Source organism: Mesorhizobium sp. P2_B5, assembly GCF_056404775.1.
Window position 1 is genome coordinate 22,074 of record NZ_JBFUDJ010000003.1, and the last position, 23,548, is coordinate 45,621.

Genomic DNA, 23,548 nt, shown 5'->3' on the forward strand with positions numbered 1-23,548 from the left:
TACCATGCGTGACATCCTCAATGATCTCGAAGCAGGCAAGCAGCTGTCCGATCCGGATCCGGTGCGCCGCGCCCAGATCCAGATGAAGACGCATCTGCCGAAGCGCTTCTACAAGGACGTTTCCGTCGTGCCGGTGGACGACGGCTTTGCCGTGCATCTCGACGGCAAGCCGGTGCGCACGCCAGGCAAGGCGTTGCTGGCGTTGCCGACGGAGAAGGCGGCACAGTTGGTAGCCAGCGAATTCGCAGCGCAAGGCGAGACCATCGATCCCGTCACGATGCCGGTGCTGCGTCTGGTCAACACCGCCATTGACGGCGTCGCCAGCGACCCGCAGGCGGTGCTGGAGGACGTCTTGCGCTTCGCTTCGTCCGATCTGACCTGCTACCGCGCCGACGCGCCGCAGGGGCTGGTCGAGCGCCAGAACCAGCATTGGGACCCGGTCCTCGACTGGGTGAGGGCGACATTAGGGGCTCGGTTCAACCTCGCCGAGGGCATTATCCATGTCGAACAGCCGCGCGAGAGCATCGCGGTGCTCGGCGCCCATCTTGCCCAGCGCGCCGAGCCGCTGCGGCTGGCCGCAATCCACGTCATGACGTCGCTGACCGGGTCGGCGCTGCTGGCGCTTGCGGTCGACTATGGCGCGCTCGATGGCGATGCGGCTTGGGCCGCCGGCCATGTCGATGAGGATTGGCAGGCCGAGCATTGGGGCCAGGATGCAGAGGCGGTGGCACGCCGCTCGGCCCGCAAGCGCGACATGATGGCCGCCGTCAGCCTGCTGGAAGCGCTCAAAGCCTGATCTCCAGTCTTTGCCGCACTGCACCTAATACGAAAGTCATAAACCCAAGGTCTCTCTGCCTCCGGCTGCCGCTTTCTGTCATTTTTTACGCCGATGGCTGGGCTGAGTCGCGTTCAGAGGGAACGCCGACGGTGACGCGTGGCATCGAAGACAGACGGGATCTCACGGGAGGACATTTCCATGGCAATGGCATCGACCGCCGGCGGAAGCAGCCGCGGCATGACGCGGGAGGAGAAGAAAGTCATCTTCGCTTCCTCGCTCGGCACGATTTTCGAATGGTATGATTTCTATCTCTATGGCGCATTGGCGGCCGCGATCGGCAGCACATTCTTCGCCACTTATCCTGAGGCGACGCGCAACATCTTCACATTGCTGGTTTTCGCCGCCGGCTTCCTGGTGCGTCCGTTCGGCGCGCTGGTGTTCGGCCGCATCGGCGATCTCGTCGGCCGCAAATACACATTTCTCGTCACCATCACGATCATGGGCCTGTCGACCTTCCTGGTCGGCCTGCTTCCCGGCTCGGCTAGCTGGGGCATTGCGGCGCCCATCATCCTGGTTGGGTTGCGCATGCTGCAGGGCCTGGCGCTTGGCGGTGAGTACGGTGGTGCGGCGACCTATGTCGCCGAACATGCTCCCGACGACCGCCGAGGCTTCTATACGTCGTGGATCCAGACGACGGCGACGCTTGGCCTTTTCCTGTCGCTGATCATCATCCTGATCGTACAGAATTCGCTGAGCAAGGAGGATTTCACGGCCTGGGGCTGGCGCATTCCATTCCTGGTCTCGGCCATCCTGCTCGCCATATCGGTCTGGATTCGCCTGTCGCTTGCCGAATCGCCGACCTTCCAGCGCATGAAGGACGAGGGCAAGGGCTCCAAGGCGCCGCTCACGGAAGCCTTCGGCCAGTGGAAGAACGCCAAGATCGCGCTTCTGGCGCTGTTCGGCCTCACCGCTGGCCAGGCCGTGGTCTGGTACAACGGCCAATTCTATGCGCTGTTCTTCCTGGCCAATGTGCTCAAGGTCGATCCGCAGTCGGTCAACATCATGATCGCAATCGCGCTGGCGCTCGGCTCGATCTTCTTCGTCGTGTTCGGCTGGCTCTCCGACAAGGTCGGCCGCAAGCCGATCATCATGGCCGGTCTGGCCCTGGCGATCGTCACCACCTTCCCGCTGTTCAAGGCGCTGACCTGGGCCGCCAACCCGGCGCTCGCCACCGCGCAGCAGAACACGCGTGCCACGGTGACCGCCGCACCGAGAGACTGCAAGTTCCAGTTCAATCCGACCGGAACACGCAAGCCTCTCACTTCGTGCGATATTGCGACCGACTTCCTTGCCAAGAGCTCCGTACCCTACGACATCATTACGACGGCGGCACCGGGAACCGCGGCTACTGTGAAGATTGGCACCGAAACGGTGGCGTCCTATGATGCCGTGGCAGCCGCGGACAAGGCGGCTTCAAACGACGCTGCCTTCAAGAAGGCGGTCAACCTCGCGCTTCAGGACAGCGGCTATCCGCTGAAACGTGCTGCCGCCAAGGTTGCCGACCAAAAGCTCGACGCCTTTGTCGCGGCCAATCCCGAACTGAAACTCGACGCGGCAGCCATTCGCGCCGGTGAAAAAGCCACTGTCCCGCTCGCCCAGGCGGTCAAGGACAAGCTGCTGACGGCGGATGACGCCGCCGGCGCCACCGACGTGACGGTCTACAGTGTTCCGGGGGCCGGTGCGTTCTCGATGTTTGCCGACCCGGCAGCCGTCAACTGGGCGAAGGTCATCGGCATCCTGTTCATCCTGGTCGTCTACGTGACCATGGTCTACGGGCCGATCGCGGCGATCCTGGTCGAGATGTTCCCGACCCGCATCCGCTACACCGGTATGTCGCTGCCCTATCACATCGGCAATGGCTGGTTCGGCGGCCTGCTGCCGGCGATCGTGTTCGCGCTCAGCGCCTCCAAGGGCGATATCTATTATGGCCTCTGGTATCCGGTGGTGATCGCGGCGATGTCGCTGATCATCGGCATGATCTTCGTCAGGGATACGCTGGGAACCGACCTGCACACCAAGCAGTAGGCGCTGTTCCTGCGTTCAACAAAAAACCCGGCGCGAGCGATCGCGCCGGGTTTTTCAATGGTCAGGCCTGCTTTCAGCTTGCTTGCCCGGAAAACGCTAGTCTAGCTCTTGCGAGGCTGCTCGGCTTCCGCGATGGCGGCCTCATGGTACCAGGCCTCGCCATGACCCAAGGGATGATCGCGCAATGAGGCAAGCTCTGCCGCGAACTTGGCCTTGACGCCTAAATTTGAGGCAGCCGCACGCGCTGCCAGCGGGAACATCAGGATTTTTGCCGACGGACGGGCTGACGTGATTTCCATTGTCGGTCTCCTTTCTTCTGGAGAGGCTTGGCGATTCATCTTTCCATCAAAGTAGGTCCTGCAATCTGTTTAGGCAAGATGCCTAAAGAAAGATCGGCATTTGCCTGTTATTTAAGCAAATTCTGCCTTTGATCGATCCCGGCGCATTGCTTAGGCGGCTTGGCCGGATCGCCGCGATGAAAGGGCAATTTTGACGCACCCCGCACAGCGGAAATGGCACATGACTTGCATTTTATCGACCGGCAGCCGGTCTGCCGGATGGCTCGGCGCGCGCCGGCGTCATCCAGCTTCGGTGATCAAGCAACGAGAGGCTCTAGAATGACGAAATACAAGCTCGAGTACATCTGGCTCGATGGATACACACCGGTCCCCAACCTGCGCGGCAAGACCCAGATCAAGGAATATGCCGAGTTCCCGACGCTCGAGCAGCTGCCGCTGTGGGGTTTCGACGGGTCCTCGACGCAGCAGGCCGAAGGCCACAGCTCCGATTGCGTGCTGAAGCCGGTCGCCGTGTTCCCCGATCCGGCCCGCACCAATGGCGTGCTGGTGATGTGCGAAGTGATGATGCCCGATGGCGTGACGCCGCATGCCTCCAACAAGCGCGCCACCATCCTCGACGACGAGGGCGCCTGGTTCGGCTTCGAGCAGGAGTATTTCTTCTACAAGGACGGCCGTCCGCTCGGCTTCCCCGAGAGCGGCTATCCGGCCCCGCAGGGCCCGTACTACACCGGCGTCGGCTACTCCAATGTCGGCCCGGTCGCCCGCCAGATCGTCGAGGAGCATCTCGACCAGTGTCTCGCCGCCGGCATCAACCATGAAGGCATCAACGCCGAAGTGGCCAAGGGCCAGTGGGAATTCCAGATCTTCGGCAAGGGCTCGAAAAAAGCCGCCGACCAGATGTGGATGGCCCGCTATCTCTTGCAGCGCCTGACCGAGAAATACGAGATCGACATCGAGTATCACTGCAAGCCGCTCGGCGACACCGACTGGAACGGTTCGGGCATGCACGCCAACTTCTCGACCGCCTATATGCGCGAAGTCGGCGGCAAGGCCTATTTCGAAGCGCTGATGGCTGCCTTCGACAAGAACCTGATGGACCACATCGCCGTCTACGGCCCGGACAATGACAAGCGCCTGACCGGCAAGCACGAGACCGCGCCGTGGAACCGGTTCAGCTACGGCATCGCCGACCGCGGCGCCTCGATCCGCGTGCCGCATTCCTTCGTCAACAATGACTACAAGGGTTATTTGGAAGACCGCCGCCCGAACTCGCAAGGCGACCCCTACCAGATCGCCTCGCAGATCCTGAAGACGATCGCGGAGGTTTCGACCAGCGCCCAGGTTTCGGCGGCGGCTTGAGCATTCGTTGAGGCGGAGACTTGGTCTCCGCTTCGGCCTGTTCTTCCGACATCTGACGCCAGACATCAGTCGTCTGGTCAAACAAAAAGCCCCGGCGTCTCCGCCGGGGCTTTTCTTTGTCTCTGAACCGATCGCTCAGACCGAGTAGTACATGTCGTATTCGACCGGGTGCGGGGTCATTTCGAAGCGCATCACTTCGGCCATCTTCAGCTCGATGTAGCTGTCGATCTGGTCGTCGTCGAAGACGCCGCCGGCTTTCAGGAAGCTGCGGTCCTTGTCGAGGCTCTGCAGGGCTTCGCGCAGCGAACCGCAGACGGTTGGGATCTTCTTCAACTCCTTCGGCGGCAAGTCATAGAGATCCTTGTCCATCGGCTGTCCCGGATGGATCTTGTTCTTGATGCCGTCGAGGCCGGCCATCAGCATGGCGGCGAAAGCGAGGTAGGGGTTCGCGCCCGGATCAGGGAAGCGGACCTCGACACGCTTGGACTTTGGCGACGAGCCGAACGGGATGCGGCACGAGGCCGAGCGGTTGCGCGCGGAGTAGGCGAGCAGCACCGGCGCTTCATAGCCAGGCACCAGGCGCTTGTAGGAGTTGGTCAGCGGGTTGGTGAAGGCGTTGATCGCCTTGGCGTGCTTGATGATGCCACCGATGTAGAACAGGCAGCTCTCCGACAGGCCGGCATATTCATTGCCGGCGAAGGTCGGCTTGCCGCCCTTCCAGATCGACTGGTGGACGTGCATGCCCGAACCGTTGTCGCCGAAGATCGGCTTCGGCATGAAGGTCGCCGTCTTGCCATAGGCATTGGCGACCTGGTGCACGACATACTTGTAGATCAACATCTTGTCGGCGTTGCGGACCAGCGTGTCGAACTTGATGCCGAGCTCGTGCTGGGCGGCCGCCACTTCGTGGTGGTGCTTTTCGACGCGCACGCCCATTTCGGCGAGCACGGTCAGCATTTCGGAGCGCATGTCCTGCGCGCTGTCGATCGGTGGCACCGGGAAGTAGCCGCCCTTGATACGCGGGCGGTGGCCGAGATTGCCGGTCTCGTAATCGGTGTCGTCGTTGGACGGCAGTTCGGTGGAGTCCAGCTTGAAGCCGGTGTTGTAGGGGTCGGCCTTGTACTTGACGTCGTCGAAGACGAAGAACTCGGCTTCCGGGCCGACAAAGATCTGATCGCCGATGCCTTCGGCCTTCATGTAGGCCTCGGCCTTCTTGGCGGTGCCGCGCGGGTCGCGGTTGTAGGATTCCCCGGAGACCGGATCGAGGATGTCGCACAGGATGACCATGGTCGACTGAGCGAAGAACGGATCCATGTGGACGGTGTCGGGATCGGGCATAAGCACCATGTCGGACTCGTTGATCGCCTTCCAGCCGGCAATCGAGGAGCCGTCGAACATGACACCGTCGGCGAACATGTCTTCCTCGACCTCGATGACATCCATCGTCACGTGCTGCAGCTTGCCCTTCGGATCGGTGAAGCGCAGGTCGACGAATTTCACGTCGTTGTCCTTGATCTGCTTCATGATGTCTTTGGCTGTCGTCATGTCATTTCTTCCCTGTGTGATGACGTTTCGAGGAGACGTTAATCTGAAATCAGAAAGCTCAGACCGCGTCCATCCCTGTTTCACCAGTACGGATACGAACGACTTCCTCGATGTTGGAGACGAAGATCTTGCCGTCGCCGATGCGGCCGGTCTGCGCCGCCTTGCGGATGGCTTCGATCGCGCCTTCAACCGCATCGTCGCCAAGAACGACTTCGATCTTCACCTTGGGCAGGAAGTCGACGACATATTCGGCGCCGCGATAGAGTTCGGTATGGCCTTTCTGGCGGCCGAAACCCTTGGCTTCGGTGACGGTGATGCCTTGCAGGCCGGCCTCCTGAAGCGCTTCCTTCACTTCGTCTAGCTTGAACGGCTTGATGATCGCTTCGATCTTTTTCATGTAAAAAGTGGCCTCCACTGCCAAAAAGACGGGTTGTGCGCCCCGCTTGCGCCTCCATCAAGCACGAACTGTGCCAATTTCAGCCCACGAGAAGCGGTTTCGCGCAATTCCAACGCCGCGCCGGGCCGGGATGCACATTCGCGTCATCCACTGCTTCGGAAGCGGCGCGGGTGTTCGGAGCCTACACATTGCCGCTCCTGACGTCTGCACGATTATTAGGCAGGTCGCGTATTTTGCGGGCGCGCGAATCCGTGGCGCCAGTCTGCGAAAGGATTGGCCGCACGCCATCTCGGCGGCTGGCCGTTTGCTTCGAACCCGAAACTGGACAATGCTCGACCAGGACAAAGAGGCCTTGGGCGAAATGCGGATCGGCAATTCATGAGCAACGAAGTCCTGTCGCCGGCCGAGATGGGCGAAGCCGACCGGCTGGCAATCGCCGCCGGTCCGTTCGATGGTTATGGCCTGATGCAGCGCGCTGGCGAAGCGGTCGCTGCCGTGGTCCTGGCGCGCTATCCCGCTTCGAGCCGCGTCCACGTGCTGTGCGGCCCCGGCAACAATGGCGGCGACGGCTATGTTGTGGCGCGATTGCTTGGGGAAAGTGGTGTCGATGTCACGCTATGGGTGTCCGGTGAGCCGAGGGCAGGCAGCGATGCGGCGATTGCCGCGGCCGAATGCTGGCTGGAGCGCCGGCCCCTGGCGACTTTCGTCGCTGAGCCGGGCTCGTTGATTATCGATGCTCTCTATGGCGCGGGGCTGTCCAAGGACCTCTCGGGTGATGCGGCGCGTGCCGTAGACATTGCCGCCGGCCTGTCTGTCGTTGCCGTCGATTTGCCTTCAGGTGTTTCCGGTGACAGCGGCCACATTCTCGGCACGGCGTTTCGTGCCGACATCACCGTCACCTTCGCGCGCAAGAAACCGGGACATCTGCTGTTGCCCGGGCGCGAGCGATGCGGCGAGACCGTCGTCACCGACATCGGCATTGGCGACGACATCATCGCACAGGTCGCGCCGCGCACATTCGAAAACAAGCCGGCGTTCTGGCTCGAGACGTTGCCGGTGCCGGCGGTCGATGCGCACAAATACAGGCGCGGCCATGTCGGCGTCTTCTCCGGCGGACCGTCGGCGACGGGCGCGGCGCGGCTGGCGGCACTTGCCGCTGCAAGAAGCGGGGCAGGGGCGGTAACCGTGCTGTCGCCAGGAAATGCCATGCAGGTCAACGCCGCGCATCTGACCTCGATCATGCTGCGCAAGACCGACGCTATCGAGGACGTGCACGACTTTCTCGGCGATCGCCGGTCGTCGAGCTTCGTCCTCGGCCCGGGCTTTGGTGTCGGTGACAGAGCGCGCGATTTCGTTCTCGCCGTGCTTGCTAGAAAACGGCAGGAAGGCGGTGTCGAAGGGCTGGTGCTCGATGCCGACGGGATCACGTCGTTCCGCAACGCAGCCTCAGCGTTGTTTGAGGCGGCCAGCAGACCGGATGCGCCAGCGCTTGTCATGACGCCGCATGAGGGCGAGTTCGGCCGGTTGTTCCCCGACACCGCTGGTGACAAAAGCCTCTCAAAGCTCGCCAAGGCGCGTGCGGCCGCAGCCCGCGCCAATGCCATTGTCATCTACAAGGGCGCCGATACGGTGATCGCGGCGCCGGACGGCCGCGCGGCAATCAACGCCAACGGGGCGCCATGGCTTGCCACCGCCGGTTCTGGTGATGTGCTGGCAGGCATCATTGCCGGGCTCTTGGCGCAAAGCATGCCATGCTTCGAAGCAGCCTGCGCCGCGGTCTGGATCCATGCGGAAGCCGGCAGCCGCTTCGGTCCGGGGCTTATAGCCGAGGATCTGCCGCTGGCCCTGGTGCCGGTGCTGCGTGAACTGGTCGAGGCACGGCAGAAGGTGCTGATCGGATGAAGCTTTTCGCGCTTGTCGTTGCGGCCGTCATGGCGCTGTTCGCATCGCACAGCGCGCGCGCCGAGCAGCCGGTGACCATCATCGACGATCCGGCGGTGCTCGCTGCCCTCGATGCCAAGGGTTTTGGTTTCGCCGGCATTTTCGCCGTCGATGGCGAGGACGATCTGAAATCGCTGTACAGCGAGGCGCCGGCCTATCATGCAATCGCAGACATGGTGGCGGCTGACATTGCGGCCCTGCGCGCCGAGATGAAGGCCGGCGGGCGCACGCTCTATGAGGTGACCGACGGCAATGTCGGCCGAATCATGGACATGCGCTGGCTGCAGACCGAAGCCGCGCGCTTCCGCTTGGTCGGTGTCGTCAACCGGCTCGACCGGCGCGATTTCGCTGCGCTGCAAGGCGACAAGAGCTGCGGCGAGGTGCGCTTCATCTACCGCCTGGCCTACAGCTTTCGCAAGAACGGCAAGGTCCTGGCCTCGCGCCTGCCATTCAACTTTAGCGCCGTCTACAGCGTTGAGCCCGATGCCGATGGCGGCTGCGTCGGCGTTGCCGGGCGCTGGACGCCGCAGCTCGACGAAAATGTCGATGCCGGCTGGCTGGCCGGCGGGCCGCTGGAACCGGAGGAACTGACTTTCAAGCAGCTCGAACTCAACGCGCAAGTGGTGCGCTTTCCCTCGGGACAGGAGACCGAGTTCGGCGGGCAGGCGGCCTATCTCATGCGGATTTTTGGCATCGATGGCGCTACCGTCAGCGAGAAGCCGCTGGAGAACACGCCTGATGTCGCACGGCTCTCGGACGATGCGGCGCTGAAGAAAACGCTCGCCGATTATGTCAGCGCCAATGTCGCGGCGGTCGATCTCGGCGTCTACGAAATCCCCGACGAATTCCTGGCGAAGAAGATCATCTCGTGGTCGACCTTCGGTAGCGCCAGACAGGCCAATCATCCGTTTACCCCACTGTTGCAGCCAGCGGATTTCGCCGGCCTCGACTATGCGGCGCTGAAACTGGTGCGCACGCCTGAGGCGTTGGTCGAGCGGCTGGACAATGGCACCTGCCAGGGCTGTCACCAGGCGGGCTCGACGGCCGGCTTTCATTTCATCGGCCTCGACGACAAGACGACATCGCCGCTCAACCGCATCGAGGTCGGCATCTCGCCGCATCTGCATGCCGAGATTCCCAGGCGCCAGGCCTGGCTGCGCGCAACGCAGGAAGCCAAGCAGCCGAACCGCTACCGGCCGCTGTCCTTCGCCCCGCCGGCCACCTGGACCGATTCCGGAGACGTCGAGTACGCGCCGGCCGAGATGGCGATGCCGTGCCTGATGCCGGACGACGAAAAACGCTTCGGCGCGACCTGGCAATGCGGCGGCGGCACCGTCTGCACGCCGCTGGCGACCGCATCAGGCGTGCGCACCGCGCTGGCGCAGTGTCTGCTGCCGAAGGACAGCCCAAAGATGTTCTCCGGACATCCCTGCCTGACTGGGTCGATCGCCAGCAACCCGTCGCAGCCCTTCAACGACCGCTACAAGATCACCGGCCAGTTCGCCGCTTTCGCACCGACCTTTTCGCGAACCGCCTACACCTGCCGGCCGCCGAAGATCGGCGTGCCGGCGGGCATCGCCTACCGCGCCTGTGACGACAAGGACCGCAGCTTTGCCGCCTTCAAGGCGGGCAAGCCGATGCCGTCGGAAATCTGCGGGCTGGTTGGTGGCAAGAAATTCGACACCTGCGTGGCGACCAATAATTTCGACCAGTGCCTTGGCGGCGCGGTCAATCGCGGCAACCGTCCGGCCTGCTCGGCCGATCATTTCTGCCGCGAGGATTACATGTGCCAGTCACTGCCGTCGGACACGCCGGGCGCCGCCAAGGTGAAAGGCATCGGCTTCTGCTCGCCGACCTATTTCATCTTCCAGATGCGCATCGACAACCACGCAACACCCTGGGCCAGCGCTACCGCCGCCACAACGGATGCGGGGTTCGGCGCGGCGGAAGAGGAGTAGGCTGCCGTTCAGCGCTGGAGATAGTCTTCCATCTCGGCAGTCCATTTGGCATTGAATTCCGCGATATGCCGTTCGGCGGCACTCGAAGTCACCAGCGTCGAGAGGGCGGTTGCCGCTATCGGGGCCAGATCGGGCGGCTGCGCGTAGCCAAGTGCGGCCAGCCTTTGCGCCCATGATGGATGGGTGGATTTTTCGGCGTGCGGGCTTTCCCACGCCTTGCGGGCAAAGGCATTCAGGCAAGCGGGCTCGCGTAACTCTCCGGCGGTGCTCAGAAGCCGGTCGAGCGGCGGTCGTGGCGCACGCAGCGCGCCCCGCAACTCATGTTCCAAAGGATCATAAACCTTTTCCTTGAAATGCGTGTCCGCGGCGCCGATGAGCAACAGAGCGCGGGCCGCTTGAGCCGCATCGCCGGAGGATGCCGCGTGCCGGTCCGCCTTGATTTCAGCATCGCGCGACAGCCGGATGGTTTCCCGTTCCAGGGATTGCGACAGCCAGCCGATTGCGGCGTATAGCAGACTGCCGGTAATTGTAGCGCCGGGCGGGGCGTAGTCGAAGACAAATCCGAAACCGTTTTCGAACTCACCCAGATTGAGGCTGCCATTGGTGTCTTTGTTGCGCACATGCGCGTCCTCATGGGCGAGGATGGCGGCAAAGGCTGTCTCATCGGTTACGGCCAGCATGGGAATGCCGACGGTCAGGAACAGGCGGTTGCCGAGAAGGCCAAAAAGCGTGCGCTCTTCGTGCACGCTGGCATTCAGGTCGTCCTCTAGTACGACAACCGTCCGTGCTGCCCGGCGCGGCCCGGCGACGCTCCGCCAGACCGCCCACAGGCCAGGCGCCTCCGCTTCGCTGATGCCGTTGACCTTGCTGCGCCGAAAGCCGGCAAACAATGTGCCGAACAGGAACGCCAACGCGGTGGTCGCGATCGGCATGGCGACAAAACCGCTGGCGATGAACCAGATCGGATGGCTGTCGAGCAGGGACATCCAGACGCAGAAGATGATGAGAGCGGGGACAACGAAAAACAGAACGGCGAACCTGCCGAACCGCCGCCCGGCGCTGATGATCAGTCGCGACATAGGTGGACTACAGCGGGATGTTGTCGTGCTTCTTCCAGGGGTTTTGCATGTCCTTGTTGCGCAGCATCCTGAGTGCGCGAGCAATACGGCGGCGGGTGGAATGCGGCATGATCACCTCGTCGACATAGCCGCGTTCGGCGGCGACGAAGGGCGACAGGAAGCGATCCTCGTAAGCCTTTGTATGGGCTGCGATCTTTTCGGCATCGCCGATATCCTTGCGATAGATGATCTCGACCGCGCCTCTCGCCCCCATCACCGCGATCTGCGCCGTCGGCCAGGCATAGTTCATGTCGCCGCGCAGATGTTTTGAGGCCATCACGTCATAGGCGCCGCCATAGGCTTTGCGGGTAATGACGGTGATCTTCGGTACGGTCGCTTCGGCATAAGCGAACAGCAGCTTGGCGCCATGCTTGATCAGCCCGCCATATTCCTGCGCGGTGCCGGGCAGGAAGCCCGGAACATCGACGAAAGTGATGATGGGAATGGAAAAGCAGTCGCAGAAGCGCACGAAGCGCGCCGCCTTGCGGCTGGCGTCGGAATCGAGCACGCCGGCCAGCACCATCGGCTGGTTGGCGACGAAGCCGACGGTGCGGCCTTCGACGCGGCCGAAGCCGGTGACGATGTTCTTGGCAAAGCTCTGCTGAATCTCGAAGAAATCGCCTTCGTCGGCGACCTTCATGATCAGCTCCTTGATGTCGTAAGGTTTGTTGGCGTTGTCCGGAATCAGCCGGTCGAGCGACAGATCGTGGTCGGTGACCGACTGGTAGCATTCGATCTCGGGAAGCTCCGACGTGTTGGACGCAGGCAGCAGGTCGACCAGCCGACGCATCTGCAGGAGCGCCTCGACATCATTGTCATAGGCGCCGTCGGCGATCGAGGATTTCGTCGTGTGGACGGAGGCGCCGCCAAGGCTCTCGGCCGTCACCGTCTCGTTGGTGACGGTCTTCACCACATCCGGCCCGGTGACGAACATGTAGGAGGTGTCGCGGACCATGAAGATGAAGTCGGTCATCGCCGGCGAATAGACGTCGCCGCCGGCGCAAGGGCCCATGATGACAGAAATCTGCGGGATGACGCCGGAGGCCAGCACGTTGCGCTGAAAGATCTCGGCATAGCCGCCAAGGGCGGCCACGCCCTCCTGGATGCGGGCGCCGCCAGCGTCATAGAGGCCGATGATCGGTGCGCGGTTGCGCAGCGCCATCTCCTGTACCTTGATGACCTTTTCGGCATGGGCTTCGGACAGCGAGCCGCCGAACACGGTGAAGTCCTTGGCGAAGAGATAGACCGGGCGGCCGTTGACCGTGCCCCAGCCAGTGACGACGCCGTCGCCGGCGATCTTGGTCTTCTCCATGCCGAAATCGGTCGAGCGGTGCTCGACATACATGTCGAACTCCTCGAACGAGCCCTCGTCGAGAAACACCTCGATGCGTTCGCGCGCGGTAAGCTTGCCCTTCTTGTGCTGGGCGTCGATGCGGGCCTGGCCGCCGCCCAAGCGGGCGATGTCGCGGCGGCGCTCGAGTTCCTTCAGCACGTCCTTCATCGCTCGGTCCCCAGAAATGGAAGCTGCATTTGTGGTAATGGTGCCTGCAGGCGGGCGCAAGCGCCGCGTTCGCCCTCGATTTTGCTGCGCTGCAACATGACGCCCCTTGCATTCCGAGGCGAACTCAGCCATATGCAGCCCATAGGCGCTTGGGCCGGGAGATTCCGGCCTTCTCGACAAATGAGACTGGTTGCGTCTGTTTTCCCTCTTTCCGGTTGAACGGCAAGGTGGCGGAAAAGCCCCGTGGCATGATGCCTGCGGGCACGACAGCGCAGCCGAGTGGACGTTACCGTCCGCCCGCCTTGTCGTTTCATATCAAATTTTTCGACGGCAGGTTGCGCCCTGCCGCATCGATGTTTGCGGCTAAGGCCGCGTGAAAGAAGACTATTTTGACCAACGAAAACACTATGACCGGTAGCAACATTGTGACCGGCAACACTGCGGAACTCACCGGTTTCGCAGCCCTTGGAATCACCGGCGCGCTGCTCAAGGCGACCCATGGCGCCGGCTTCACCGAGCCGAAGCCGATCCAGACGCAGGCGATCCCGCCGCAGATGGAAGGCCGTGATATTTTCGGTATCGCCCAGACAGGCTCCGGCAAGACCGCGGCGTTCGCGCTGCCGATCCTGTCGAAGATCATCGCGCTCGGCACCAAGCGCCGAGCCAAGACCACGCGTGCGCTGATCCTGGCGCCGACGCGCGAGCTCGCCGTGCAGATCGAGGACACCATCAAGATCCTCGCCAAGGGCGCGCATGTCTCGACCGCGCTCGTGCTTGGCGGCGTTTCGCGCTTCAGCCAGGTGAAGAAGGTTGCGCCTGGCGTCGACATCCTGATCGCCACGCCCGGCCGTCTGACCGACCTGGTGCGCGAGGGTGACCTCATTCTCTCCGACACCAAATGGCTGGTGCTGGACGAGGGCGACCGCATGCTCGACATGGGCTTCATCAACGACGTCAAGCGCATCGCCAAGGCGACCGCGCCCGACCGTCAGACCGTCCTGTTTTCAGCCACCATGCCCAATGAAATCGCCGAGCTGGCGAAGGGCCTGTTGAAGAACCCGATCCGTGTCGAAGTCGCGCCGCAAAGCACCGCGGCCGCCGAGATCGTGCAAGGCGTCGTCTTTGCCCGCACCAAGCAGAAGCGCCAGGTGCTGTCGACCATGCTCGCCGACGCGGCGATGAAGTCCGTCATCATCTTTTCGCGCACCAAGCATGGCGCCGACCGGGTGACCAAGGACCTCGAGCGCGACGGCTTCAAGGCCGCCGTCATCCACGGCAACAAGTCGCAGAACGCCCGCCAGAAGGCGCTCAACGATTTCCGCGAGGGCTCGGTGCGCATTCTGGTGGCGACCGATATCGCGGCGCGCGGCATCGACGTTCCCGGTATCAGCCATGTGGTGAATTTCGACCTGCCGGACGAAGCGGAAAGCTATGTCCACCGCATCGGCCGCACCGGCCGCAACGGCATGGACGGCATTGCGATCACGCTTTGCGATCCTTCGGAAAACAGCAAGCTGCGCCAGGTCGAGCGCATCATCCGCAGCAAGCTGCCGATCGTTGCCGACCATCTCGGCAGCCCGGATCCGGTGCGCAATCCGGCCGAAAAGAACGAGCGCTTCGAGCCGGCCAACGATCGCAACGACCGCAATGGCCGTCGCGACGGCAGGCGCCCCGGTGGCCAGAACAACGGCTTCGGCAAGAAGCGCTTTGGCGACAAGCCGGCCTTTGCTGGTGCGGGCGAGCGCAAGCCGGAAGGCGCCAAGCCCTTCAAGGGCAACAACAAGCGTCGCTTCGGCGGCAAGCGGCCCGCGGCACGGGCTGCCTGATCGACAATCGGCCAGGCGCGTCGCGCCTGGCTTGATTGCCGACTGTAGAAATGAGGACGGCCCGAGTAATGCTCCGGTCGTCCTTTTCGTTTTGCGGCTACTCGGTAATTGCCTTCACCCAGACCACAATCCGCTGCGCCAGGAATGCCGTGGTTGACGGCGACAGCGCGTCGCCGGCAATGACGTGGTTGTCGGGATCGCCATTGTCGTCGACCGGCACCAGTTCGTGCGCGGCGCCCCAGCGGCCGGCGATCTCGCGGGTGCGGTCTTCCCGCACCACGCTGTCTGAATCCGAGAAGATGAAGAGAGCCGGTATCGTCGCTTTTTCCACCGGTGCTTCGTAGGCAAGCTCGGTCAATGCTGCCATCGGCAGTACGGCCGCCATCGGATAGGTGTGCGTCCAGAGTTTCTCGTGCAGCGCATTGCGGGTCGGAAAGCTGCGCTCCTTGCCGCCGACAAGCTCGGCGATCTGCCTGCCCCAGGGCATGGTCAGCAGTTCGGCGCCCGAGGCCCGGACGCCGAAATTCGGCGAGATGAACGCGATTGCGGCGACGCCGTCAGATGCGCCAGGCTCAGTCGCCGCCCATGCCGCCAGTGAGCCACCGGTCGAGGTGCCGATGACGATCACCTTGTCGCCGATGGCCCGGCCGATGGCGAGCGCCTCCTCATAGTCGTTGATCCAGGCGTTAACGCTGCCTTGCGCCATTGCGGCGCCGTCCTGCCCATGGCCGGTGAGGCGAGTGTAAAAGAGGTTGGCGTCGAGCTGGTCGGCGACCTCGTCGGCCAGGGGTCGAACCTCGCCCTTCGATGCCGAAAACCCGTGGATATAGACGATCGCCAGCGGCGTCTTGGCGTGAACCATCGGGTCGGCCCAGATGATTTCTTTCTCAAGCCCGTCGCGAATGTTGGGCACGGCCGCCTCTTCACGCGCCAGATAGGCCTGCGGATCATCGCCGATCACTTTGGGATCGAAATGGATCGTGGTGTCGACGGGAACGCGCGGACCTAGCAGGACGGCCAGGATGAGGATGACGACGACGCCCAGCACCGCAAGCACGATCCGTCGCCCCATCGCAGACTCCACGCAACAAATCTCAACCTATGGCGGCCGCTGCACCCAAGCAACAGCCGGCCTGTGGACAGGTAGAGCGTTTCACCGTTTCACGGAAACGGCGAACCGCTCTATCTCCTTGTTTTGACGCAATTCCCAAGGGAAAGCGCTACGCGCTTATCCCGGGAAAACCGCTCACACTTTTCCTGGAATTGCTCTAGTCGTTCGGCGGCTTGCGATCGAAATTCAGTGGCCGGCCTGTCCAGCGGGTCGCGGTGCTGATGAACCAGCGGCAGACCGGCCTCGGCAGCAGCGCCAGCAGCTTCAGCCCCCAACTCAGCCGGCGCGGGAAGGTGACCTCGAAGCCGCCGGACTCGATGCCGCGCAGCATGCGTCGCGAGGCGCGGTTGACCGGCATCAGGCCCGGCATCGGCAGCATGTTCTTTTCGGTCAGCGGTGTGTCGATGAATCCCGGATTCATCACCTGGACGCGGACATTCATCTTGTCGAAATCGTATTTCAGCGACTCGGCCAGGATGTTGATCGCCGCCTTCGAACCGCCATAGGCCGCCGTGGTCGGCCAGCCGAAATAGGCGGTCACCGAGCCGACAAGCACGATATGGCCGCGCGCGCGGATACGCATGCGCTCCATCAGCGGGACGAGACCATTGATGATGCCGAAATAGTTGACCTCGAAGGATTGGCGAAAGTCGCGGACCCTAAGGTCTTCGCCGGGCGTGGCGATGTAGTTGCCGGCGTTGAAGACGGCGAGCACGATCGGGCCGAGATCCTTTTCGATCGCCGCCACAGTGCTTGCCATGCGCGGCTCGTCGGTGACGTCGCAAGGGTAGGCAACCACGCGTCCCGGCATCTGTGCCGTCTCGACGATGAGCGCGTCGATCGGATGCTCGTCAAGCGCGCTCACCGCGACGACAAAGCCCTTTGCCGCAAGGTCCTTGGCCAGAGCACGGCCGATGCCGCTGCTGCCGCCGGTGATCCAAGCGACGCCGTGCTTCGGGTTGGCCCGGTAAAGTGTCATTCTGCGCCCTGCCGATCTGTCATAAGTGCTCTAGCGGTGAAAAAATCGAATGAAAAGAGCGCTTTTCCGCACAAGGTTGAAATGATCGTCATCGCGCGCCATCCGTTGGCAGGAGATTGCAGTACCCGAAATGCGACTGGACCAGGCGAATTCTTGCCTTGAAACGCAAGCTTCGGGTTTCTAGGGTCTCGCCGCAGCTACATGAAGGAATCCCGGATGCCCCGTTCTGTGATCGAAGCGATCGGCAACACGCCCCTGATCCGCCTCAACAAGGCTTCGGAGCTGACCGGCTGCGAGATCCTGGGCAAGGCCGAGTTCATGAACCCGGGCCAATCTGTCAAGGATCGCGCTGGCCTGTTCATCATCCGCGACGCCGAACAGCGCGGGCTGTTGAAGCCGGGCGGCGTCATCGTCGAAGGTACGGCCGGCAATACCGGAATTGGCCTGACGCTGGTCGCCAAGGCGCTGGGCTATCGCACCGTGATCGTCATTCCCGACACGCAGAGCCAGGAGAAGAAAGACACGATCAAGCTGCTTGGCGCGGAATTGATCGAGGTGCCGGCGGTGCCTTACAAGAACCCCAACAACTATGTGAAACTGTCGGGGCGGCTGGCCGAGCAGATGGCGCGTTCCGAGCCGAACGGCGCGATCTGGGCCAACCAGTTCGACAATGTCGCCAACCGCGACGGCCATATCCGCACCACCGCGGAAGAAATCTGGACGCAGACCGGCGGCAAGGTCGACGGCTTCGTCTCGGCTGTGGGTTCGGGCGGCACGCTGGCCGGCGTCGCCTTCGGGCTGAAGGCCAAAAGCAAGGACATCAAGATCGCGCTCGCCGATCCGCTCGGCGCCGCGCTTTACTCCTTCTACACCAGCGGCGAATTGAAGTCCGAAGGCAGCTCGATCACCGAAGGCATAGGGCAGGGGCGCATCACGGCCAATCTCGAAGGGTTCACGCCGGACTTCTCGTTCCAGGTTCCGGATGAGGAAGCGCTGCCGATCGTCTTCGACCTGATCCAGGAAGAGGGCCTGTGCGTCGGCGGTTCGACCGGTATCAACATTGCCGGCGCGATCCGGCTGGCGCGCGAGCTTGGCCCGGGCCACACCATCGTGACCATCCTGGCCGACTACGGCACGCGCTACCAATCGAAGCTGTTCAACCCGGACTTCCTGCGCGAGAAGAACCTGCCGGTGCCGGGCTGGATGGACGAGCGCAGCACAATTTCAGTGCCGTACGAGAAGGTCGCCTGATGGCGCACAAGACCGAAACGCTGTTTCGCGACGACGCCTATTTGACGACGGCCGAAGCCACGGTGGTCGCGATCAACGAGCGTGGCGGCATCATTCTCGACCGGACGATCTTCTACGCGACATCGGGTGGCCAGCCCGGCGACACCGGCACATTGGAGCGCGCCGACGGCAGCCGCATTGCCATTGCCGCCACCATCACCGGCGAGACCAAGGACGAGATCATTCATGTGCCGGCGCCAGAGCAGCCGGTGCCCGAAATTGGCAAGCGGGTGAAACTCGCCATCGACTGGGAGCGGCGGCATCTCCTGATGCGCATGCACGCCGCCTGCCATCTGCTCACCGTCGTCTGTCCGTTTCCGATCACCGGTGCCGCGGTTTCCGAGGATGACAGCCGTGTCGACTTCGACGCTCCGGATGCCGGCTTCACCAAGGAAGATGTTACCGCCGGGTTGATGGAGCTTGTGCTTGCCGATCATCCGATCTTCATCAGGCTGATCACCGACGAGGAACTGGCGGCCAATCCGGGCCTGGTGAAGTCGAAGAATGTCCGCCCGCCGGTCGGCACTGGCAAAATCCGCCTGGTCTGCATCGGCGACAATGCTTCGGTCGACAGCCAGCCCTGCGGTGGAACCCACGTCAAAAGCACCGGCGAGATCGGCGAGATCCACATCGGCAAGATCGAAAAGAAGGGCCGCGAGAACCGGCGTTTTCGCATTCGCTTCGGACCGATGCCTGTGGCTTGAAACCAAGATGCTTCGCGTGCGCGGGGCGGGAGAAAAAGAATGGCCGATGACAGCCCTTTCACCGTCGATGCGGACTGGTTGCAGAGCCGGCTTGGTGAGCCCGGCCTGACGATCGTCGATGCGTCCTGGTATCTGCCGGCGCAAAAGCGCGATGCGCGCGCCGAGTATGAGGCGGCGCATATTCCGGGCGCGCGCTTCTTCGATCACGATGCGGCCTCGGACCCGGATGCCAAGCTGCCACACACGCTGCCGTCGCCGCAGCATTTCGCGCAATATGTCGGCACGATGGGCATTTCGGCCGACGACACCATTGTCGTCTATGACGGCCCAGGTTTCTTCTCGGCGCCGCGCGCCTGGTGGATGTTCCGCGTCATGGGCGTGTTCCAGGTCTATGTGCTGGACGGCGGCTTCGACCGCTGGAAGGCGGCGGGCCGGCCGGTGACGGCGGAACCGACGAAGATCGCGCCGAATGTGTTTCATGCCGATTTCGATGCCGCCCGGGTCGCCAGCCTCTCCGACATGCGCCGCATCGTAGAAACGAAAGAGAGCCAGATTGCGGACGCCCGTGGCGCCGGCCGCTTCACCGGAACCGAACCCGAGCCGCGCGCCGGTGTCCGCTCCGGTCACATGCCTGGCGCGCGCAACCTGCCTTATTCGGCGCTGTCGCAAGATGGCGAGCTGTTGTCGAAGGATAGGCTGCGCAAGGCCGTTGAGGATGCCGGCATCGATCTGTCGAAGCCTGTCGTCACCTCGTGTGGCTCTGGCATCACCGCAGCTGTCGTCACGCTGGCGCTGGAGACGCTTGGCCACACCGACAACAGGCTCTACGACGGCTCATGGACCGAATGGGGCGGGCTGGCCGATACGCCCGTTGCAACGGGCAAGGAATGATGGCGATGGAAAACGGCGTGTTGGACGACATCGAGGTTACGGTGACGTTTCTGGAAATGCATGTACCACCGGCCTATTCGCCGCCGGTGCCCTACAACAAGCAGATCGCGCTGTTGAAGACCAAGGACATTCCGCTGCATTTCTACCGCTACCTGATGGATCGGGTGGGGCGCAAATGGCATTGGGTCAATGTGCTGCGGCTGGACGATGACGAGCTTGCGGCCGGCATTCACCGCGAGGACCGCGACATCAGGGTGCTTTATCTTGACGGCGCGCCGGCGGGGTTTTTCGACCTCAAGCCGCATCTGCCGGAAGAGGTCGAGCTCGCTTATTTCGGCATGATGGAGCATGCGACCGGGCAAGGCATCGGCCGCTGGTTCCTGGGCGCGGCGATCGCCGCCGCCTGGTCCTACGGGCCGAAACGGGTGACGGTGCAGACCTGCACGCTCGACCATCCGGCCGCCTTGCCGCTCTACCAGAAGCTCGGCTTTGCGCCGGTGGCGCAAAAGAAGGAGACCGTGCATCCGCTGCCTTTTGCCGAGCGCTCGGCCAGCGTCATGCGGCCCTAATCTCTCCGAAAGCTGAACCAGCCGTTCATCGGCGCTTCAGGCTGCCTTTGCCATGGTGGCGTCAACATTGATGGGGCCGTTGCCGAGGAGAAAGGTATGCTGAGCCGACGTACATTTGCCGCAGCGCTGATTGCAGTGCTTGCCGTGCCGACCCTTGGGCCGACCTTGGCCGCCGCACAGGCGACCACGCCATCGGCGGCAACGATCGAGCGACAGCTCGACGCGGCGCCCCGGGTGAAACTGCGCCCGAACCAGCGCGTCACCATCCGCGAATTCAAGCGGCGGCCGGATCTAAGGCGCCAGGCGCGCTCGATCGACATCCAGTCGATCAATTTCGCCTTTGGCTCGGCGGCCATTTCCAGTTCGCAATACGGCAAGATCGAGAACATCGCCGACGCGCTGGAGCGCATCCTGCGCCGCGATCCCCGCGCCCGTGTGCTGATCGAAGGCCACACCGATGCGGTTGGCTCCTTCCAGTCGAACCAGATCCTGTCGGAGCAACGCGCTGCCTCGCTGAAGCGCACGCTGGTGCGCGAATTCGGCGTGCCGGGCTATGCGCTGGAAACCGTCGGTTATGGCGAGGAATTCCTGCTGGTGCAGACCCAGGACGAGAACTGGCGCAACCGCCGTGTGACGCTGCGCCGCTTCGACGATTTCATCCGCTGACCAGGACAGGTTTCTGAAGCAATGTTTCTGCGGTCCGGCCTGAAATGGCCGGGCTGCTGGCCGTCTCACAGCCTTGGCAGGAATCGGGTGGGAGGCACCTGCGTGGCGGCATATTCTCAGGTCAAAGACACCGGAGATTCAGCCATGACCGTTCAGTTCAAAGCCTTGCCGACAGAAGACGTCAGAGCGCTGCAGCGCGGCGGTCCGGACGCCTATGGGCAGACGCCCGAACGCAGGATTTCCGATGGTGACGGCGTGCCTTGCCGGCATTGCCTGAGAAACGTCGCCGAAGGTGATGGCTATCTGATCCTGGCCTACCGGCCGTTTCCTGAGTTGCAGCCCTACGCCGAGACCGGACCCATCTTCCTGCATGCGCAGGAGTGCGAACGCGCCGCCGAGACGGAAGCGCTTCCCGACATGCTCGAGGGCAGCGACTATATCGTGCGCGGCTATGGAGCCGATGACCGCATCGTCTATGGCAGTGGCGGCGTCATCCCGACGGACGCCATTGCGGCGCGGGCGAAGAAGCTGTTTGAGCGCGATGACATCGCCTATGTCCATGTCCGCTCTGCACGCAACAATTGCTATCAGTGCCGCATCGAGCGCGCGTGACGGCGACGCAAAAAAATGCCCGCCGGTCGTCTGGCGGGCAGTTGGGAGCCGTGTGACGGAAGCTGCTGCCGAAGAGGCCTGCATAGGAGACATCAGGCGTTCGGGAGGCGGCTGGGGCCGTCAAGTTGGCGATATCTGTCTGCGCAGGTTTTTCGATTGCCTGATGTGAAGCACTTCACACAGCGCCCAGCGATCGTCGGAACATGGCGGCACCGGTTGAGAGCTGTCGCACTCCCGTCGTATTCATACGCTAAGGGAGAGATGTCGATGGATTTGCCGACCGCGGATGAACCGGCGGGAATCTCGATGACTGAGGAAGCGGGGCTTTGGCTCCGCTTTTTTGTTGCCGACTTTGTTCCACGCAAAGAAAAAGCCCGCCGGAACTGACCGACGGGCTTTTGACCGCTGCCGATGCTGCTTTAGTTGAATTTATACTTCGCACCGATGCGAACGGTCTGGAATGAAGGTTCGTCGGTGATGAGACCGTCCGAACCGAAATCTTCTTTCTCATAGTGCGAATAGCGGTATTCGAGACCCAGCGTCATGTTGCTGGAAACGGCCGTTTCGAGGCCGCCACCGATCGAGAAGCCGCTCGAACCCCAGTCGACAATGTCGCCGATGGTGGAATTCTCAGCCATCGGATAGAACTGCTTGAATTGCCAAGAAAAAACCCGCCGGAGCGAACCGGCGGGCGAGACAGGAGGAAACTCTTTTTTGGTGAAATCAGGCGGCCAGGACCGCCTTGGGTTCTACCAGCTCGTAGCCGAGCGCTTCGGCGACAGCGCGGTTGGTGATCTTGCCCCTGTGGACGTTGAGACCGTTGCGCAAATGATGGTCGTCAACGAGCGCCTTCAGGCCCTTGTCGGCGAGCTGCAGGCCGTAATGCAGCGTCGCGTTGTTGAGCGCGTGCGCCGAAGTGACCGGCACGGCGCCAGGCATGTTGGCGACGCAGTAATGGATAACGCCATCGACCTCGTAGGTCGGATCGGCATGGGTGGTGGCGTGCGAGGTCTCGAAGCAGCCGCCCTGGTCGATGGCGACGTCGACCAACACCGAGCCCTTCTTCATGCCCGACAGCATTTCGCGGGTCACCAGCTTGGGTGCCGCCGCGCCCGGGATGAGCACGGCGCCGACGACGATGTCGGCGGAGAAGCATTCTTCTTCCAGCGCCTCGACAGTGGAATAACGGGTGTGGACACGGCCGGCAAAGAGGTCGTCGAGCTGGCGCAGGCGCGGGATTGAACGGTCGATGATGGTGACGTCGGCGCCAAGGCCGGCGGCCATGCGGGCGGCATGCAGGCCGACGACGCCGCCGCCGAGCACAGTGACTTTGCCGGGCAGCACGCCGGGCACGCCGCCGAGCAGCACGCCGCGGCCGCCATTGGCCTTCTGCAGCGCCGTGGCGCCGGCCTGGATCGACAGGCGGCCGGCGACTTCCGACATCGGCGCCAAGAGCGGCAGGCCGCCGCGGTCGTCGGTCACGGTCTCATAGGCGATTGCCGTGACGCCGGAGGCGAGCAGGCCCTTGGTCTGCTCGGGATCGGGAGCCAGGTGAAGATAGGTGTAGAGGATCTGGCCATCGCGCAGCTGCACCCATTCATTGGGCTGCGGCTCCTTGACCTTGACGATCATGTCCGACTTGGCGAACACATCTGCGGCGGTCTTGGCAATGGTGGCGCCGGCGGCGCGATAGGCATTGTCATCGGCGCCGATGCCGGCGCCGGCGCCGGTTTCGACCAGCACCTCATGGCCATGCGCGACATATTCGCGGACGGAGCCCGGCGTCAGGCCGACGCGGTATTCGTGGTTCTTGATTTCCTTGGGGCAACCGACGCGCATTCTTCTTCTCCTGATCCGGCCCTTGGGGCCCGTTCCCTCTGTATGAACACAGTGAACCACGAATCGTTGCGCAGGTGTTT

20 protein-coding genes and 1 pseudogene are annotated in these 23,548 nt (G+C 62.9%); 12 read left to right on the forward strand and 9 right to left on the reverse strand.

What is annotated here, in order from left to right:
- Window positions 1–4: 4 nt before the first annotated feature.
- On the forward strand, window positions 5–796 hold the full coding sequence (locus AC1D1N_RS12805; protein ID WP_436260066.1) for an ATP12 family chaperone protein: 792 nt from the start codon (window positions 5–7) through the stop codon (window positions 794–796).
- A 180-nt stretch (window positions 797–976) separates the two neighbouring features.
- Window positions 977–2,863 (forward strand): MFS transporter, encoded by a 1,887-nt coding sequence (locus AC1D1N_RS12810; RefSeq protein ID WP_477348902.1) that lies wholly within the window; start codon window positions 977–979, stop codon window positions 2,861–2,863.
- A 101-nt stretch (window positions 2,864–2,964) separates the two neighbouring features.
- On the opposite strand, the gene AC1D1N_RS12815 is transcribed toward AC1D1N_RS12810, so the two are convergent.
- Window positions 2,965–3,162, reverse strand: coding sequence for a DUF2735 domain-containing protein (locus AC1D1N_RS12815; protein ID WP_352558808.1), 198 nt, complete (start codon window positions 3,160–3,162; stop codon window positions 2,965–2,967).
- 318 nt (window positions 3,163–3,480) lie between these two features.
- Here AC1D1N_RS12815 and AC1D1N_RS12820 point away from each other — a divergent pair, with 318 nt between their 5' ends.
- Window positions 3,481–4,521, forward strand: a complete 1,041-nt coding sequence (locus AC1D1N_RS12820) for a glutamine synthetase beta-grasp domain-containing protein (protein WP_192254256.1) — start codon at window positions 3,481–3,483, stop codon at window positions 4,519–4,521.
- A gap of 135 nt (window positions 4,522–4,656) precedes the next feature.
- On the opposite strand, the gene glnA is transcribed toward AC1D1N_RS12820, so the two are convergent.
- Both glnA and AC1D1N_RS12830 read right to left on the reverse strand, forming a co-directional pair.
- The gene (gene glnA, locus AC1D1N_RS12825; protein ID WP_352558810.1) at window positions 4,657–6,066 is read right to left on the reverse strand and encodes a type I glutamate--ammonia ligase; all 1,410 of its coding nucleotides are present in this window, start codon (window positions 6,064–6,066) and stop codon (window positions 4,657–4,659) included.
- Window positions 6,067–6,124: 58 nt separating this feature from the next.
- Window positions 6,125–6,463: a P-II family nitrogen regulator gene (locus AC1D1N_RS12830; protein WP_006205430.1), complete on the reverse strand. Its 339-nt coding sequence runs from the start codon at window positions 6,461–6,463 to the stop codon at window positions 6,125–6,127.
- A gap of 378 nt (window positions 6,464–6,841) precedes the next feature.
- Here AC1D1N_RS12830 and AC1D1N_RS12835 point away from each other — a divergent pair, with 378 nt between their 5' ends.
- Complete coding sequence (locus AC1D1N_RS12835; RefSeq protein WP_477348905.1) at window positions 6,842–8,365, forward strand: NAD(P)H-hydrate dehydratase; 1,524 nt, start codon at window positions 6,842–6,844, stop codon at window positions 8,363–8,365.
- Window positions 8,362–10,362, forward strand: coding sequence for a hypothetical protein (locus tag AC1D1N_RS12840; protein ID WP_477348907.1), 2,001 nt, complete (start codon window positions 8,362–8,364; stop codon window positions 10,360–10,362). Before AC1D1N_RS12835 ends, AC1D1N_RS12840 begins: the two co-directional genes overlap by 4 nt.
- Window positions 10,363–10,370: 8 nt before the next feature.
- On the opposite strand, the gene AC1D1N_RS12845 is transcribed toward AC1D1N_RS12840, so the two are convergent.
- Window positions 10,371–11,441, reverse strand: a complete 1,071-nt coding sequence (locus tag AC1D1N_RS12845) for a M48 family metallopeptidase (RefSeq protein WP_477348909.1) — start codon at window positions 11,439–11,441, stop codon at window positions 10,371–10,373.
- A gap of 7 nt (window positions 11,442–11,448) precedes the next feature.
- Window positions 11,449–12,981, reverse strand: coding sequence for an acyl-CoA carboxylase subunit beta (locus tag AC1D1N_RS12850; RefSeq protein ID WP_436260062.1), 1,533 nt, complete (start codon window positions 12,979–12,981; stop codon window positions 11,449–11,451).
- 389 nt (window positions 12,982–13,370) lie between these two features.
- Here AC1D1N_RS12850 and AC1D1N_RS12855 point away from each other — a divergent pair, with 389 nt between their 5' ends.
- Entirely contained in the window at window positions 13,371–14,807 is a 1,437-nt protein-coding gene (locus tag AC1D1N_RS12855; RefSeq protein ID WP_436260061.1) for a DEAD/DEAH box helicase, read from the forward strand.
- Window positions 14,808–14,904: 97 nt separating this feature from the next.
- On the opposite strand, the gene AC1D1N_RS12860 is transcribed toward AC1D1N_RS12855, so the two are convergent.
- Complete coding sequence (locus AC1D1N_RS12860) at window positions 14,905–15,879, reverse strand: alpha/beta hydrolase (RefSeq protein ID WP_436260060.1); 975 nt, start codon at window positions 15,877–15,879, stop codon at window positions 14,905–14,907.
- A gap of 196 nt (window positions 15,880–16,075) precedes the next feature.
- Window positions 16,076–16,897 (reverse strand): SDR family oxidoreductase, encoded by an 822-nt coding sequence (locus AC1D1N_RS12865; RefSeq protein ID WP_436260059.1) that lies wholly within the window; start codon window positions 16,895–16,897, stop codon window positions 16,076–16,078.
- 216 nt (window positions 16,898–17,113) lie between these two features.
- Here AC1D1N_RS12865 and AC1D1N_RS12870 point away from each other — a divergent pair, with 216 nt between their 5' ends.
- The 6 genes from AC1D1N_RS12870 (at window position 17,114) to AC1D1N_RS12895 (ending at window position 21,629) form a co-directional block, all read left to right on the forward strand.
- Window positions 17,114–18,148 carry a cysteine synthase A gene (locus AC1D1N_RS12870; RefSeq protein ID WP_436260058.1) on the forward strand — a complete coding sequence of 345 codons (1,035 nt, stop codon included), beginning with the start codon at window positions 17,114–17,116 and terminating at the stop codon, window positions 18,146–18,148.
- Entirely contained in the window at window positions 18,148–18,891 is a 744-nt protein-coding gene (locus tag AC1D1N_RS12875; RefSeq protein WP_436260057.1) for an alanyl-tRNA editing protein, read from the forward strand. Before AC1D1N_RS12870 ends, AC1D1N_RS12875 begins: the two co-directional genes overlap by 1 nt.
- 39 nt (window positions 18,892–18,930) lie before the next feature.
- Complete coding sequence (gene sseA, locus AC1D1N_RS12880; protein WP_477348912.1) at window positions 18,931–19,782, forward strand: 3-mercaptopyruvate sulfurtransferase; 852 nt, start codon at window positions 18,931–18,933, stop codon at window positions 19,780–19,782.
- A 5-nt stretch (window positions 19,783–19,787) separates the two neighbouring features.
- Complete coding sequence (locus AC1D1N_RS12885; RefSeq protein WP_352558829.1) at window positions 19,788–20,351, forward strand: GNAT family N-acetyltransferase; 564 nt, start codon at window positions 19,788–19,790, stop codon at window positions 20,349–20,351.
- Between the two features lie 96 nt (window positions 20,352–20,447).
- Entirely contained in the window at window positions 20,448–21,017 is a 570-nt protein-coding gene (locus AC1D1N_RS12890; protein ID WP_436260055.1) for an OmpA family protein, read from the forward strand.
- Window positions 21,018–21,161: 144 nt separating this feature from the next.
- Window positions 21,162–21,629: a DUF1203 domain-containing protein gene (locus AC1D1N_RS12895; RefSeq protein ID WP_477348914.1), complete on the forward strand. Its 468-nt coding sequence runs from the start codon at window positions 21,162–21,164 to the stop codon at window positions 21,627–21,629.
- A gap of 419 nt (window positions 21,630–22,048) precedes the next feature.
- On the opposite strand, the pseudogene AC1D1N_RS12900 reads toward AC1D1N_RS12895, so the two are convergent.
- A pseudogene (locus AC1D1N_RS12900) lies at window positions 22,049–22,297 on the reverse strand (outer membrane protein); the annotation flags it as partial.
- Window positions 22,298–22,352: 55 nt separating this feature from the next.
- Window positions 22,353–23,468, reverse strand: coding sequence for an alanine dehydrogenase (gene ald / locus AC1D1N_RS12905; protein WP_436260054.1), 1,116 nt, complete (start codon window positions 23,466–23,468; stop codon window positions 22,353–22,355).
- Between the last annotated feature and the right edge of the window lie 80 nt (window positions 23,469–23,548).